We start from the raw sequence: 13,171 nt of genomic DNA, 5'->3' as shown, positions 1-13,171 counted from the left end.
TAACATCTTAATTATAACGTTAACACGTTAACGAATTTCCCACGGTGCAGGTCCGAATCTGCCCCGCCACTGCCAGGAGAAAAGCATGAGCCGTGCCCTGCATGATGTTGCGAACGGCACCCTGTTCGGCGTTGCGCTGAACTACCAGGGGTTGCTGAACCAACGTCTCGCCGAATTCGAACAAGCGCCTTACCAGAAACCACCGGTGAAGCCGGTGCTGTTCATCAAGACGCCCAATACCCGCAACGGCCACGATGGCGTGGTGCTGCACCCGCAAGGTGAACGCCTGCAACCGGGCCCGGCACTCGGGGTGGTGATTGGCAAGAGCGCCAGCCGGGTCAGCGTCGAAAATGCCCTGGAGCATGTGGCGGGCTACACCATCGTCAATGAGTTCAGCCTGCCGGAAGACAGCTACTACCGCCCGGCGGTGAAAGCCAAGTGCCGGGACGGTTTCTGCGCATTGGGCCCGGAACTGGTGGCCCGCGACCAGGTCGCCAATCCGCATCAATTGAGCGTGAAGCTGTTCGTCAACGGTGAACTGCGCCAGCAAAACTCCACCGCCAACTTCGTGCGCAGCCTGCCGCAGTTGATCGCCGAGATCAGCGAGTTCATGACCCTGCACGAAGGCGACGTGCTGATCACCGGCACCCCCGAAGGCCGGGTGGATGTGCAACCCGGCGACACGGTTGAAGTCGAGATCAGCGGCCTGGGCCGCCTGGTCAACCACATCAAGGCAGAGGAGCTGTCATGAAACACGCCCGTATTCGCTTTGAAGGTGAAGCCCACCAGGTGCTGGTAGAAGCTGAAAACGCCGTGCGCCTGGCCGACGGTCGCCTGCTGGCCGAAGACCAGGTCGAATGGCTGCCACCGGCCAACGGCAGCATGTTTGCATTGGGCCTGAACTACGCCGATCACGCCGCCGAACTGGCCTTCAAGCCGCCGACCGAACCGCTGGCGTTCATCAAGTCCCCCGGCACCTACACCGGCCACAACCAGGTGACCTGGCGCCCGGACAACGTCGCCTACATGCACTACGAGTGCGAACTGGTGGCAGTCATCGGCAAGCCTGCGCGCAACGTCAAGCGCGAGAACGCCCTGGAGTATCTGGCCGGCTACACGGTGTGCAACGACTACGCGATCCGCGACTACCTGGAAAACTACTACCGCCCCAACCTGCGGGTGAAAAACCGCGACGCCACCACGCCCGTGGGCCCATGGATCGTGGATGTCGCCGACGTGCCGGACCCGAGCAACCTGAAGCTGCGCACCTGGATCAACGGTGAACTGCGCCAGGAAGGCAGTACGAAAGACATGATTTTCGACATCCCGTATTTGATCGAATACCTGTCCAGCTTCATGACTCTGCAGCCCGGCGACATGATCGCCACCGGCACCCCGGAAGGCCTGGCGGATGTGGTGCCGGGGGATGAAGTGGTCGTGGAAGTGGAAGGCGTAGGCCGCCTGGTCAATCGAATTGTCAGCGAGGCGGACTTTTTCGCCGCCCGTAAAGAGGCTTGAGCAACATGATCAAACACTGGATCAACGGCCGTGAGGTCGAGAGCAAAGACACCTTCATCAACTACAACCCGGCCACCGGCGAAGCCATCGGTGAAGTGGCCAGCGGTGGGGCCGAGGAAGTGGCGCAGGCCGTTGCAGCAGCCAAGGAAGCCTTTCCGAAGTGGGCAGGCACACCGGCCAAGGAACGGGCCCGCTTGATGCGCAAGCTCGGTGAGCTGATCGAACAGAACGTGCCGCACCTGGCCGAGCTGGAAACCCTCGACACCGGCCTGCCGATCCACCAGACCAGGAACGTGCTGATTCCCCGGGCGTCCCACAACTTCGATTTCTTCGCCGAAGTCTGCACCCGCATGGACGGCCACAGTTACCCGGTGGACGACCAGATGCTCAACTACACCCTGTACCAGCCGGTGGGCGTGTGCGCGTTGGTGTCGCCATGGAACGTGCCGTTCATGACCGCCACCTGGAAGACTGCGCCGTGCCTGGCGCTGGGCAATACCGCGGTGCTGAAGATGTCCGAGCTGTCGCCGCTGACGGCCAATGAACTGGGGCGCCTGGCGGTCGAAGCCGGGATTCCCAAAGGCGTGCTGAACGTGATCCAGGGCTACGGCGCCACCGCCGGTGATGCGCTGGTGCGCCACCCGGACGTGCGGGCGATTTCCTTCACCGGCGGTACCGCCACCGGCAAGAAAATCATGCAGACCGCCGGGCTGAAAAAGTACTCCATGGAACTGGGCGGCAAGTCGCCGGTGCTGATCTTTGAAGACGCCGACCTGGACCGCGCCCTCGACGCGGCACTGTTCACCATCTTCTCGCTGAACGGTGAACGTTGCACCGCCGGCAGCCGGATCTTCATTCAGGAGAGCGTATACCCGCAGTTCGTCGCCGAATTTGCCGCCCGCGCCAAGCGCCTGATCGTCGGCGACCCGCAGGACCCGAAGACCCAGGTCGGCTCGATGATCACCCAGGCCCACTATGACAAGGTCACCGGCTACATCAGGATTGGCCTCGAAGAAGGTGCCACCCTGCTGGCCGGCGGCCTGGAACGCCCGGCCAACCTGCCGGCGCACTTGAGCCGCGGGCAGTTTATCCAGCCCACGGTGTTTGCCGATGTGAACAACCAGATGCGCATCGCCCAGGAAGAGATCTTCGGCCCGGTGGTGTGCCTGATCCCGTTCAAGGACGAAGCCGAGGCACTGCAACTGGCCAACGATACCGAGTACGGCCTGGCGTCCTACATCTGGACCCAGGACATCGGCAAGGCGCATCGTCTGGCCTACGGCATCGAAGCCGGCATGGTGTTCATCAACAGCCAGAACGTGCGGGACTTGCGCCAGCCGTTTGGTGGGGTAAAAGGTTCCGGCACCGGCCGTGAAGGCGGCCAGTACAGCTTCGAAGTGTTTGCCGAGATCAAGAACGTGTGCATTTCCATGGGCAGTCATCACATCCCGCGCTGGGGTGTTTGAGTTATCCCTGTAGGAGCTGGCGAGCCCCCACATTTGATCTTTGACAACACGCTTCCAAGACAAAAACAATTATTCAGGAGAATCATCATGGGCGAAGTCGTCCTGGCAGCAAAGATCTGCCACGTTCCCTCGATGTACCTGTCGGAACTGCCCGGCAAGCACCACGGTTGCCGCGAAGCAGCCATCGCCGGGCACAAGGAAATCGGGCGGCGCGCCCGTGAACTGGGGGCCGACACCGCGGTGGTGTTCGACGTGCACTGGCTGGTCAACAGCGGCTATCACGTCAACTGCGGCGAGCATTTCAAGGGCACCTACACCAGCAACGAGCTGCCGCACTTCATCAAGAACATGGAGTACGAGTACCCGGGCTGCCCCGAGCTGGGCGAGTTGATCGCCGCCGAGGCCAACCTGGCCGGCGTGCGCACCATGGCCCACAACATCCCGAGCCTGGAGCTGGAATACGGCACCCTGGTACCGATGCGCTACATGCACATGGGCGTGCCGGACGCGCAGAAGTTCGACGTGATCTCGATTGCCGCGTGGTGCGCCTGGCACCGCCTGGAAGACAGCTTTGCGTTCGGCGCCGCCGTGCGCCGGGCGATCGAGAAAAGCGACCGCAAAGTCCTGGTGCTGGCCTCGGGCTCCCTCTCCCACCGTTTCTCGGACGACCGCGAAGCCGAAGCCAACATCCACAACTGGACCCGTGAATTCGACAAACAGATGGACCTGCACGTGGTGGAGATGTGGAAGCAAGGCCGCTTCAAGGAGTTCTGCGCAATGCTGCCGGACTACGCCGAGCACTGCTTCGGCGAAGGCAAGATGCACGACACCGCGATGCTCCTGGGACTGCTGGGCGGGCCGGACTACAACCAGCCGGCCGAGATCATCACCCAGCCGTTCGGCAGTTCGGGCACCGGGCAGATCAATGCCATTTTCCCTTTATGAGCCTTGGTGAGGATCAAATGTGGGAGCTGGCTTGCCTGCGATGCAGGCACCTCGGTGTATCTGTCGCACCGAGTTGATGCCATCGCAGGCAAGCCAGCTCCTACAAGGAATTCGCTGCACCTCACCCCAAGAGGAGATACACATGCCGCACTTCATCGCCGAATACACCGACAACATCGAGCAGCAGGCCAACCTGCCGGCCCTGTTCGAGCAGGTTCACGCCGTGCTGGGGGACAGCGGCGTGTTTCCCCTGGGGGGCATCCGCAGTCGCGGAGTGCGCCTGGACACCTGGCGCATGGCCGACGGCAAGCATGACTACGCCTTCGTCCACATGACCCTCAAGGTCGGCCACGGGCGCGACCTGGAAACCCGCAAGGCGGTGGCCGAAGCCCTGTTCAAGGTCGTCACCGAACACTTCGCCGAGCTGCAATCCCAGCGGCTGCTGGCGTTGTCGTTCGAGATGATCGAGCTGCACCCCGAGCTGAATTTCAAGCAGAACAACGTGCACGCATTCCTGAAGAACCAGGCGGGCTGACCACAGCCCACCTTTCCGCCCATGGCCACTCAAACAAAAAAGAACAACATCATGAGCACAGCCAATACCGCCGACAGCACCACCCTGATCGACCATCAGCGCACCCACAGCATCGTCACCTGGCGACTGATGCCGTTGCTGCTGATCTGCTACCTGTTTGCCCACCTGGACCGCATCAACATCGGCTTCGCCAAGATGCAGATGAGCACCGACCTGCACTTCAGCGACACGGTGTATGGCCTCGGTGCCGGCCTGTTTTTCATCGCCTACGCGCTGTTCGGCGTACCCAGCAACATGGCCCTGGACCGGGTCGGCCCACGGCGCTGGATCGCCTGCCTGATGGTGGTGTGGGGCGTGCTCTCCACCAGCATGCTGTGGATCGAAAGCTCCACGGGCTTCTACGTGCTGCGCTTTCTGCTGGGGGTGGCCGAAGCCGGCTTCTTCCCGGGGATCCTGGTGTTCCTCAACCGCTGGTACCCGGCCCGCCGCCGGGCGCAAGTCACCGCGCTGTTTGCGATTGCCGTGCCCATGGCCGGTGTGATTGGCGGCCCGTTGTCCGGTGCAATCCTGGAGAACTTCCATGATTTCGGCGGGCTGCGGGGCTGGCAGTGGATGTTCCTGATCGAAGGCGCCCCGGTGGTGCTGCTCGGCCTGGTCGTCCTGAAATACCTGCCCGACAGCTTCGAAACCGTGAAATGGCTGGAGCCCGCGCAAAAGCAACAACTGCGCGAGCAACTGAGCACCGAAGAACAGCGCAAATCCATCACCTCCTTCGGCGGCATCCTGCGTGACCCGCAGGTGTGGCTGCTGGTGGCGGTGTACTTCGCGGTGATGCTGGCGGTGAACACCCTGGCGTTCTGGATGCCCACCCTGATCCACGGCGCCGGCATCGGCCGCGACAGCCAGGTCGGCTTGCTGAGCGCCGTACCGTATCTGGCCGGGTGCTTCTTCATGATCGGCTGCGGGCGCTCGTCCGACCGCAACCGCGAACGCCGCTGGCACCTGTGCGTGCCGTTGCTGATGTCGGCCATCGGTATTGCGGTGGCCGGGCTCTCGCCCACCAACCCGACCCTGGTGCTGGGCGGCCTGATCCTCGCCGGCATGGGCGCCAGCGCTGCGCTGCCGATGTTCTGGCAATTGCCGCCGGCGTTCCTGTCCAACAGCACCCAGGCGGCCGGCATCGCGCTGATCAGCTCGTTCGGCAGCATCGCTTCGTTCCTCGCGCCCTACCTGATCGGCTGGATGCGCGACACCACCCAAAGCGCGAGCCTGGCCCTGTACGTGCTGGCGCTGCTTATCGCCCTCGGCGGCCTGCTGGTGCTGCGCACCCATGCGGCCATCGTCAATCCCCAGTAGAGATTTTGTCATGCTTGATCAAGCCCTTATTCAGCAAGCCGCCGCCCGCCTCGACCAGGCCGAGCGTTCCCGTGAACAGGTGCGCCAGTTTTCCCTGGAGCACCCGAACATCACGATTGAAGACGCCTACGCCATCCAGCGCGCCTGGGTGGCCCGGAAAATCAAGGACGGGCGCAAGCTGGTCGGGCACAAGATCGGCCTGACGTCGCGGGCGATGCAGGTGTCGTCGAACATCACCGAGCCGGATTACGGCGCCCTGCTCGATGACATGTTCTTCGACGAAGGCACCGACATCCCCTTCGAGCGCTTCATCGTGCCGAGGGTGGAAGTGGAACTGGCGTTCATCCTCGGCAAGCCGCTGAAGGGCCCGAACTGCACGATTTTCGATGTGCTCGATGCCACTGAATGGGTGATCCCGGCGCTGGAAATCATCGACGCCCGCATCCAGCAGATCGACCCGCACACCAACGCCACCCGCAAGGTGTTCGACACCATTTCCGACAACGCCGCCAATGCCGGCGTGGTGATGGGCGGCCGCGCCGTGCGCCCCACCGAGATCGACCTGCGCAAGGTGCCGGCGGTGCTGTACCGCAACGGGGTGATCGAAGAGTCCGGGGTGTCGGCTGCGGTACTTAACCATCCGGCCAAGGGCGTGGCCTGGCTGGCGAACAAGCTGGCGCCGTACGACGTCACCCTGCAACCCGGCCAGATCATCCTCGGCGGCTCCTTCACCCGCCCGGTGGCGGCGAATCCGGGCGATACCTTCCATGTCGACTACGACATGCTGGGTTCCATCTCCTGCCGCTTTGTCTGAATACTGGAGGACTGTTTCATGGACATGCCCATCAACCGTTTCAAGCAGCGCCTGCAACGTGGCGAGACCCAGATCGGCCTGTGGCTCGGTTTGGCGGACGCCTATTGCGCCGAACTGGCGGCGAATGCCGGGTTCGACTGGCTGCTGATCGACGGCGAGCACGCGCCCAATGACCTGCGCGGCATGCTCGGCCAACTGCAGGCTGTCGCGCCTTATGACAGCCAACCGGTGGTTCGCCCGGTGATCGGCGATACGGCGTTGATCAAGCAGGTGCTGGATATCGGCGTGCAGACGCTGTTGGTGCCGATGGTGGAGACGGCTGACCAGGCACGGCAGCTGGTGCGGGCGATGCGGTATCCACCGGGTGGTGTACGGGGCGTGGGCAGCGCGCTGGCGCGGGCGTCGCGCTGGAACAGGATTCCCGGTTACCTGGATGAGGCCGATGCACAGATGTGCCTGCTGGTGCAGATCGAGAACCGTGAAGGCCTGGACAACCTCGATGCGATTGCGGCGGTTGATGGCGTGGATGGGGTGTTTATCGGCCCGGCGGATTTGAGTGCGGCCATGGGGCATCGGGGGAATCCGGGGCACCCCGAGGTGCAGGCAGCGATTGAGGACGCCATCGTACGGATTCAAAAAGCCGGCAAGGCGGCGGGCATCTTGAGTGCGGATGAGAAACTGGCGCGGCGGTATATCGAGCTGGGGGCGGCGTTTGTGGCGGTAGGGGTGGATACGACGGTGTTGATGCGCGGGTTGCAGGGGTTGGCGGCGAAATTCAAAGACACCGCAACACCGGCCATTACCGGCGGCGTGTACTGACCCCGTCAAACAACAGAGATCAACTGTGGGAGCTGGCTTGCCTGCGATAGCATCACCTCGGTGTACCTGACACCCCCAGGCGCCTGCATCGCAGGCAAGCCAGCTCCCACATTTTGATCACCTGTTACTCATCTACCGTGATTCAACGCTTGATGGTTTTCAACTCATCCAGCAACCCCAACAACACCTGCAACTTCTCCTCCCCGAACTGCTCCTGCAACCGCTGGTAATTCTCCTCCATGCACTGGCTCATCGACTCGAAACTGGCCTTGCCCTTCTCCGCCAGCGTCACCAGCACCCGCCGCTGATCCTGCTCGGCCTTGCGCCGGTGCACCATCCCCGCCGCCTCCATGCGCACCAGCACGCCGGTCATGCTCGGCTTGAGAATGCACGCCAGTTCCGCCAGTTGGTAAATCTCCAGCTCGTCATGCTGGCTGAGAATTCGAATAACCCGCCATTGCTGCTCGGTCAGCCCATGCTCATTCAGCGAGGGCCGGAAAAAACTCATGGCCGCTTCACGGGCCTGAAGCAAGGTCAGGGTCAGGGATTGTCTGGGTTTCAACATAGGCTCAGGGTCACGATAGATTTAGTTAATGTTTTAACGAAACTCTAACACTCTCCTCCCCACCTCACGCTATAACTTGTGAAGCCGGCGAAGGCTCTGGCGCGCAGGATCAAAACCGGCGGCACACAGAATCAAGACATCCAGCGCGCCAACGGCCTTAATACACTCATTAGCTCTTCACTGTCAGGCAGCGCAATGATCAATATCGAAACGCCGACCTATTACACGGCGACCAAGAAATACAACCTCAGCTTCCCCACCCTGGAGCAGGACGTGGAAGCCGACGTGGTGATCATCGGTGGCGGCTTTTCCGGGATCAACACCGCCCTGGAGCTCGCCGAAAAAGGCATCACCAACATCGTCGTGCTGGAAGCGCGTTACCTGGGTTTCGGCGGAACCGGGCGTAACGGTGGGCAGATCATGGCCGGCATCGGCCACGACCTGGAAAAGATCAAGAAGGACGTGGGTGAAGACGGCCTGCGCCAGATCTTCGAGATCAGCGACCTGGGCGCCGACATCATCAAGAACCGCATCGCCAAGTACGACATCGATGCCGACTTCTGCCACGGCTATGGCTACATGGGCTTCAACGCCCGCCAGGAAAAGACCCTGCGCGCCTGGGAGAAAGACTTCAAATCCATCAACACCCAACACGAGATCCGCTTTCTTGGCGGCTCCGACGTCAAGCAGATCATCGGCTCCGACGCCTACAGCAGCGCCCTGCTGCACATGGGCGGCGGGCATGTGCACTCGTTGAACCTGCTGCTGGGCGAAGCCAAGGCCCTGGCCGGCCACGGCGTGCGGATTTTCGAGAACAGCCCGGCGCTGGAAGTCAGTTATGGCGAGCGCATCACCGTGCGCACCGGCCGCGGTTCGGTCAAGGCCAGCAAGCTGCTGTGGGCCTGCGACAGTTTCCTCAACAAGCTGGAGCCGGAACTGCACCGCTCTACCATCAACACCTACGCGTTCCAGATGATGACCGAGCCGTTGCCAGAAGAGCTGATCAACCGTATCAGCCCGATTCGCGGGGCCTACAGCGACATTCGCCCGGTGATCGACTACTACCGCGTCACCAACGAAAACCGCCTGCTGTTCGGCGCCGCCACGCCCTTGGTGGAGCACATTCCCGGCGATTTGAAAGCCTGGAACCGCAACCTGATGCTGAAGATTTTCCCGTACCTCAAGGACGTGAAGATCGACCTGGCCTGGGGCGGCCCGATGGCCTGCAGCCCGAACCTGTTCCCGCAGATCGGCACCCTGCCCGGGCGCAGCAACGCGTTCTATGTGCAGGGCTATTCGGGCTTCGGCGTGACCCCAAGCCACATCATCTGCAAGGTGCTGGCCGAAGGCATGAGCGAAGGGTCGGCGCGGTATGACCTGGTCAGCTCGATCCATCGCCCGACCATCATCGGCAAGGACGCGATCCGCCCACTGCTGCTTACCGCCGGCAAGTCCTGGCATCAGCTCTCCGGTTACTGGAACGGCCGCCGCTGACAAACACCTGTAGGAGCGAGCTTGCTCGCGAAAAACCCGCGGGCGCCGCGCTCATCCAGGACGCCAGCGCCCACATTGCCGCCTATTTTTTCTCATCAGGAGCAACTGCCATGACCCTCGTTACCCTCAAGAAAGACATCCAGCTATCCGAACTCGACGCCTGGGGCACCGTCGCCGACCTCGGTTCCACCATCCTCGAAGGCGAAGTCCGGGCCTTCGGCAAAATGACTTTCGGTGCCCCCACCGACCCGGTCAGCAGCGCCTATTTCGGCACCACCCAGGGCAAGTTCCGCATGGTCTACCCGTTTGCCGAACAGGCCACCGTGGTCACCGGCGAAGTGGTACTCACCGACGAATCCACCGGCCAGAGCACCCGCTACAAGGCCGGTGACAGCTGGTTCGTGACCAAGGGCACCCCGGTGCTGTGGGAAGTGGTCAGCGAAAGTTTCGTCAAACACTACTTCGCCGTGGTGTGATAGCCCCGGCTGCCGGCACCCGTCGGCAGCCTTTTGGCGCAGGTGCCCACCCATGCACGCTCTCCCCGCCCACGAAGTCGCCGGCCAGTGCCTGCAGGCTTTCACCCGCTTGATTCCGGTCAGCCAGGCCGCGTTCTATTGCGTCGACCGCCAGCTGCAAGCCCGGGATTTCCAGTTGCACGGCATGAGCGGCGAAATGCACCGCGACTACCTCGACAACTACCGCCAATTCGACCCGTTGCAACCGCGCAACTGCCTGTCCAGTGGCCTGGCGGTGGTGCCGCTGGGCGTTGCCATGGCTCGCCAGCCGGCGCGGGATACCCGGCGCTATGGGGATTTTCTGCGGCGCTATGGCGTGGTCGATGTGGTGGAGATTTTCGCCCAGCGGGCCGGCCAGCCCCAGGCGGCGATTTCGCTGTTGCGCACCGCCGACCAGGGCGCTTTCACCGGCGAGCAACTGGCCCAACTGAACGCCCTGCAAACCTTGCTGCAACTGGCGGTGGCCAACATGCAGCCCACTGAAGATGCATTGGCCGGTCTCACACCCAAGGAGCGCCAGATCGCCCTGCTGTTGCGCCAGGGCGCCAGCAATAAACAGCTGGCCCAGGAACTGGACGTCGGCCTGCCCACCATCAAGACCCACCTGATCAACCTGTTTCGCAAGACCGGCGTCAGCAGTCGCACCGAGCTGGTGGGAAGTCTTTTCCTGTAGTTCGCCTCAACCATCCGGTTGATACCCGCGCCTGCTCCCGGGCGCGATGATTCGTGGTGTTCACCCACCCAACCGGAGCTTCGCAAATGACCACCCCTTCTGACTGGATCACCGTGGGCGCCCTGGCCGACGGCTTCGCCCCAGAGGCATTTATCCTGCCGAACCTGGCCGACCTGAGCGGCAAGGCTTTCACCCTGCACTTCGCCAATGGCTGGCAGATCGAGCACCGTTTCGAGCGCGACAGGCTCTCCTGGGTTGCAGCCGACGGTCACTCCAGCGGCAGCGCCACCTACCGTGCGACCTCGGTGCGCCCCGGCCTGTACCTGGTGGATTTCATCAAGCGCGAAGGCACGCAGGCCTGGTCGGTCAGCCTGGTGCTCGACACCGCCAGCGCTTCGTTCACCGCTGTGCTCGGGCGCATGCCCACCCAGGAACAAACCCGCGAAGGCCTCTACAGCCGCGCCCTTGCCGGCAAGCCGCTGACTTCGGTGGAAGTGGAATTCCTCCACGGCAGCCTCGACCGCCCGTGGCAGCCAGGCCAATGCCCCCACGCACCAACCACCGACCTGATCGGCCTGCGCAACCAGTATCGCTACAGCCCGAGCGAGGTCTACGAGCACATCTACCTCAACCACCAGTTCTACGCCTGGCAATGCCTCAAGGGTGTCGAGCAAGGCCTGTGCGACACCGACCGCTGCGATTACTACAAGATCGCCGACCAGCTCTACCTGTTCGTCTGGCGCGAAAAAATCATCCCCACCCTCGGCCTGGTGCTGATCGACCTGCAGCAACACCGCAGCGACGGCAAGATCTTTGGCTATGCCGACGCCTCCTTCGATGAGCTATCGAACTTTCCCATCAGCTCCTACTGCCAGGTGCTCAATCGCACGGAGCATCCTGATGACTGAGCCGCGCACGATCGTGATCACCGGGGCCGGCACGGGCATCGGTGCTGCGTGCGCCCGGCTGTACGCCGCCGAGGGTGCGCAGTTGGTACTGATCGGCCGTCGTTGCGAGCCGCTGGAGCAGGTCGCGCGGGAAACCGGGGGGTTGGTGTTGGTGGGTGATGCGGCCTGCCCGCAGACCTGGGAGGGTTTTATTGCGCAGATTCGCCAGCACTATGGGCGGATCGACGTGCTGCTGGCCTGTGCGGGCGGCCATGGCGTGGGCAGCGCCACCGACACCAGCCCGCAGACCTGGGAAGCGGCGCTGCGCAGCAACCTCGACAGCGCCTTCTACAGTGCGCGGGCGTGTTTGCCGCTGCTGCTGGAAAGCGCCGGCAACATCGTGTTGATGGGCTCGATTGCCTCCCTGGCCGCAGGGCCTGAAGTATGCGGCTACACCACGGCCAAGCATGCCTTGCTCGGGCTCAATCGCTCGCTGGCGCGGGATTACGGCCCGCGCGGGGTGCGGGTGAACGCGGTGTGCCCCGGCTGGGTGCGCACGCCGATGGCGGATGAGGAGATGCAGCCGTTGATGGACTTTTATGGCGAAACGCTGCAACACGCCTATGACCGGGTGTGCGCCGACGTGCCGTTGCGCCGGCCGGCCAGCGCTGAAGAAATCGCCAGGGTGTGCCGCTTCCTGGCATCCAGTGACGCGTCGATCATTACGGGTGCGACGCTGGTGGCGGACGGAGGCTCAAGCATCGTCGATGTGCCGACGCTGGCCTATGCGCGTATGGAGCAGCGTCATGAATGAAGACCTGGATTTCACTGGTCGCAACGTATTGGTAACGGGTGGCGCCCAGGGTATTGGTCGGGCCATCGTCGAAGCGTTTGCCCTGCGGGGCGCGCGGGTGATGATCGCTGACCTGCAACTGGCAGAGGCGCTCGCGCTGGAGCTGTGCGGGCGCGGCTGCCAGGTGGAAGCGGTGACGGTGGATCTGGCGGATGCGGCTGCGGTTTTCGAGCTGATTGCAGGGGTGGAACACGACTGGGGGCGGCTGGATATTCTGGTGCATAACGCCGGGTATTTTCCGCTGACGCCCTTTGCCGAGATCACTCCGGCGATGCTCGGCCGTACCTTGGCGGTCAACCTCTCGGCGTTGTTCTGGCTGACCCAGGCGGCGCTGCCGATGTTCCGCCGTCAGGGTCGGGGCTGCGTGCTGGTTACGTCGTCTGTCACAGGTCCCCGGGTTGCGTTTCCGGGGTTGAGTCACTATGCGGCGTCGAAGGCCGGGGTCAACGGGTTCATTCGCAATGCGGCGCTGGAACTGGCCGGTTTGAATGTGCGAGTCAACGGTGTGGAGCCCGGCATGATCGCAACCCCGGCCATGGGCAACCTGGGGGATGACCAGGTAAATGCACAGATCGCCAGCCGGGTGCCACTGGGACGGCTGGGCGCACCGTCGGATATTGCCGGGGCAATGCTGTTCCTGGCATCGGACCTGGCGGGCTATATCACTGGGCAAACGCTGGTGGTGGATGGCGGCTCGACCTTGCCGGAGGTTTAACGAAAAGTCCTACTGA

The 13,171-nt window shown here is 62.9% G+C and carries 15 protein-coding genes; 14 read left to right on the top strand and 1 reads right to left on the bottom strand.

The window, feature by feature from the left end; genetic code table 11:
• The first annotated feature begins 85 nt into the window (after positions 1-85).
• The 8 genes from QF039_RS07370 (at position 86) to hpaI (ending at position 7,453) form a co-directional block, all read left to right on the top strand.
• The gene (locus tag QF039_RS07370) at positions 86-751 is read left to right on the top strand and encodes a fumarylacetoacetate hydrolase family protein (protein WP_008437186.1); all 666 of its coding nucleotides are present in this window, start codon (positions 86-88) and stop codon (positions 749-751) included.
• A complete protein-coding gene (locus QF039_RS07365; RefSeq protein ID WP_307517229.1) occupies positions 748-1,518 on the top strand; it encodes a fumarylacetoacetate hydrolase family protein in 771 nt (256 codons plus the stop codon). Before QF039_RS07370 ends, QF039_RS07365 begins: the two co-directional genes overlap by 4 nt.
• A 5-nt stretch (positions 1,519-1,523) precedes the next feature.
• The gene (gene hpaE / locus QF039_RS07360; protein WP_177051961.1) at positions 1,524-2,984 is read left to right on the top strand and encodes a 5-carboxymethyl-2-hydroxymuconate semialdehyde dehydrogenase; all 1,461 of its coding nucleotides are present in this window, start codon (positions 1,524-1,526) and stop codon (positions 2,982-2,984) included.
• Between the two features lie 87 nt (positions 2,985-3,071).
• The gene (gene hpaD / locus QF039_RS07355) at positions 3,072-3,929 is read left to right on the top strand and encodes a 3,4-dihydroxyphenylacetate 2,3-dioxygenase (protein ID WP_003209884.1); all 858 of its coding nucleotides are present in this window, start codon (positions 3,072-3,074) and stop codon (positions 3,927-3,929) included.
• A gap of 142 nt (positions 3,930-4,071) precedes the next feature.
• Positions 4,072-4,464 (top strand): 5-carboxymethyl-2-hydroxymuconate Delta-isomerase, encoded by a 393-nt coding sequence (locus tag QF039_RS07350; RefSeq protein ID WP_307517228.1) that lies wholly within the window; start codon positions 4,072-4,074, stop codon positions 4,462-4,464.
• A 51-nt stretch (positions 4,465-4,515) separates the two neighbouring features.
• Positions 4,516-5,820, top strand: coding sequence for an MFS transporter (locus QF039_RS07345; protein WP_177117494.1), 1,305 nt, complete (start codon positions 4,516-4,518; stop codon positions 5,818-5,820).
• 10 nt (positions 5,821-5,830) lie between these two features.
• Positions 5,831-6,634, top strand: coding sequence for a 2-oxo-hept-4-ene-1,7-dioate hydratase (gene hpaH, locus QF039_RS07340; RefSeq protein ID WP_008437182.1), 804 nt, complete (start codon positions 5,831-5,833; stop codon positions 6,632-6,634).
• Positions 6,635-6,652: 18 nt separating this feature from the next.
• A complete protein-coding gene (gene hpaI / locus QF039_RS07335; RefSeq protein WP_307517227.1) occupies positions 6,653-7,453 on the top strand; it encodes a 4-hydroxy-2-oxoheptanedioate aldolase in 801 nt (266 codons plus the stop codon).
• Positions 7,454-7,595: 142 nt separating this feature from the next.
• On the opposite strand, the gene hpaR is transcribed toward hpaI, so the two are convergent.
• On the bottom strand, positions 7,596-8,018 hold the full coding sequence (gene hpaR / locus QF039_RS07330; protein ID WP_003209875.1) for a homoprotocatechuate degradation operon regulator HpaR: 423 nt from the start codon (positions 8,016-8,018) through the stop codon (positions 7,596-7,598).
• Between the two features lie 195 nt (positions 8,019-8,213).
• Between hpaR and QF039_RS07325 the strand changes: the two genes are divergently transcribed.
• From QF039_RS07325 to QF039_RS07300, 6 genes are all read left to right on the top strand, one after another.
• On the top strand, positions 8,214-9,512 hold the full coding sequence (locus tag QF039_RS07325) for an FAD-binding oxidoreductase (RefSeq protein ID WP_177122784.1): 1,299 nt from the start codon (positions 8,214-8,216) through the stop codon (positions 9,510-9,512).
• 110 nt (positions 9,513-9,622) lie between these two features.
• Positions 9,623-9,988, top strand: coding sequence for a cupin domain-containing protein (locus QF039_RS07320; protein WP_003209872.1), 366 nt, complete (start codon positions 9,623-9,625; stop codon positions 9,986-9,988).
• A 52-nt stretch (positions 9,989-10,040) separates the two neighbouring features.
• Positions 10,041-10,700: a LuxR C-terminal-related transcriptional regulator gene (locus QF039_RS07315; protein ID WP_307517226.1), complete on the top strand. Its 660-nt coding sequence runs from the start codon at positions 10,041-10,043 to the stop codon at positions 10,698-10,700.
• Positions 10,701-10,786: 86 nt separating this feature from the next.
• The gene (locus QF039_RS07310; RefSeq protein ID WP_177122786.1) at positions 10,787-11,608 is read left to right on the top strand and encodes a molybdenum cofactor biosynthesis F family protein; all 822 of its coding nucleotides are present in this window, start codon (positions 10,787-10,789) and stop codon (positions 11,606-11,608) included.
• Complete coding sequence (locus QF039_RS07305) at positions 11,601-12,401, top strand: SDR family NAD(P)-dependent oxidoreductase (RefSeq protein WP_307517225.1); 801 nt, start codon at positions 11,601-11,603, stop codon at positions 12,399-12,401. Before QF039_RS07310 ends, QF039_RS07305 begins: the two co-directional genes overlap by 8 nt.
• Positions 12,394-13,155 carry an SDR family oxidoreductase gene (locus QF039_RS07300; RefSeq protein ID WP_003209865.1) on the top strand — a complete coding sequence of 254 codons (762 nt, stop codon included), beginning with the start codon at positions 12,394-12,396 and terminating at the stop codon, positions 13,153-13,155. The genes QF039_RS07305 and QF039_RS07300 overlap by 8 nt, the downstream gene beginning before the upstream one ends.
• Positions 13,156-13,171: the final 16 nt, after the last annotated feature.

The sequence above is a fragment of the Pseudomonas sp. W2I6 genome, assembly GCF_030815935.1.
Lineage (GTDB): Bacteria > Pseudomonadota > Gammaproteobacteria > Pseudomonadales > Pseudomonadaceae > Aquipseudomonas.
This window is presented reverse-complemented; position numbering and strand designations above follow the sequence as displayed.

Bases quoted from the DNA above. Each gene is read 5' to 3' on its own strand.
- QF039_RS07370 (WP_008437186.1), top strand. From the start codon at position 86: ATGAGCCGTGCCCTGCATGATGTTGCGAACGGCACCCTGTTCGGCGTT.
- QF039_RS07365 (WP_307517229.1), top strand. From the start codon at position 748: ATGAAACACGCCCGTATTCGCTTTGAAGGTGAAGCCCACCAGGTGCTG.
- hpaD (WP_003209884.1), top strand. From the start codon at position 3,072: ATGGGCGAAGTCGTCCTGGCAGCAAAGATCTGCCACGTTCCCTCGATG.
- QF039_RS07345 (WP_177117494.1), top strand. From the start codon at position 4,516: ATGAGCACAGCCAATACCGCCGACAGCACCACCCTGATCGACCATCAG.
- QF039_RS07310 (WP_177122786.1), top strand. From the start codon at position 10,787: ATGACCACCCCTTCTGACTGGATCACCGTGGGCGCCCTGGCCGACGGC.
- QF039_RS07320 (WP_003209872.1), top strand. From the start codon at position 9,623: ATGACCCTCGTTACCCTCAAGAAAGACATCCAGCTATCCGAACTCGAC.
- QF039_RS07350 (WP_307517228.1), top strand. From the start codon at position 4,072: ATGCCGCACTTCATCGCCGAATACACCGACAACATCGAGCAGCAGGCC.
- hpaH (WP_008437182.1), top strand. From the start codon at position 5,831: ATGCTTGATCAAGCCCTTATTCAGCAAGCCGCCGCCCGCCTCGACCAG.
- hpaE (WP_177051961.1), top strand. From the start codon at position 1,524: ATGATCAAACACTGGATCAACGGCCGTGAGGTCGAGAGCAAAGACACC.
- hpaI (WP_307517227.1), top strand. From the start codon at position 6,653: ATGGACATGCCCATCAACCGTTTCAAGCAGCGCCTGCAACGTGGCGAG.
- QF039_RS07300 (WP_003209865.1), top strand. From the start codon at position 12,394: ATGAATGAAGACCTGGATTTCACTGGTCGCAACGTATTGGTAACGGGT.
- QF039_RS07305 (WP_307517225.1), top strand. From the start codon at position 11,601: ATGACTGAGCCGCGCACGATCGTGATCACCGGGGCCGGCACGGGCATC.
- QF039_RS07315 (WP_307517226.1), top strand. From the start codon at position 10,041: ATGCACGCTCTCCCCGCCCACGAAGTCGCCGGCCAGTGCCTGCAGGCT.
- hpaR (WP_003209875.1), bottom strand. From the start codon at position 8,018: ATGTTGAAACCCAGACAATCCCTGACCCTGACCTTGCTTCAGGCCCGT.
- QF039_RS07325 (WP_177122784.1), top strand. From the start codon at position 8,214: ATGATCAATATCGAAACGCCGACCTATTACACGGCGACCAAGAAATAC.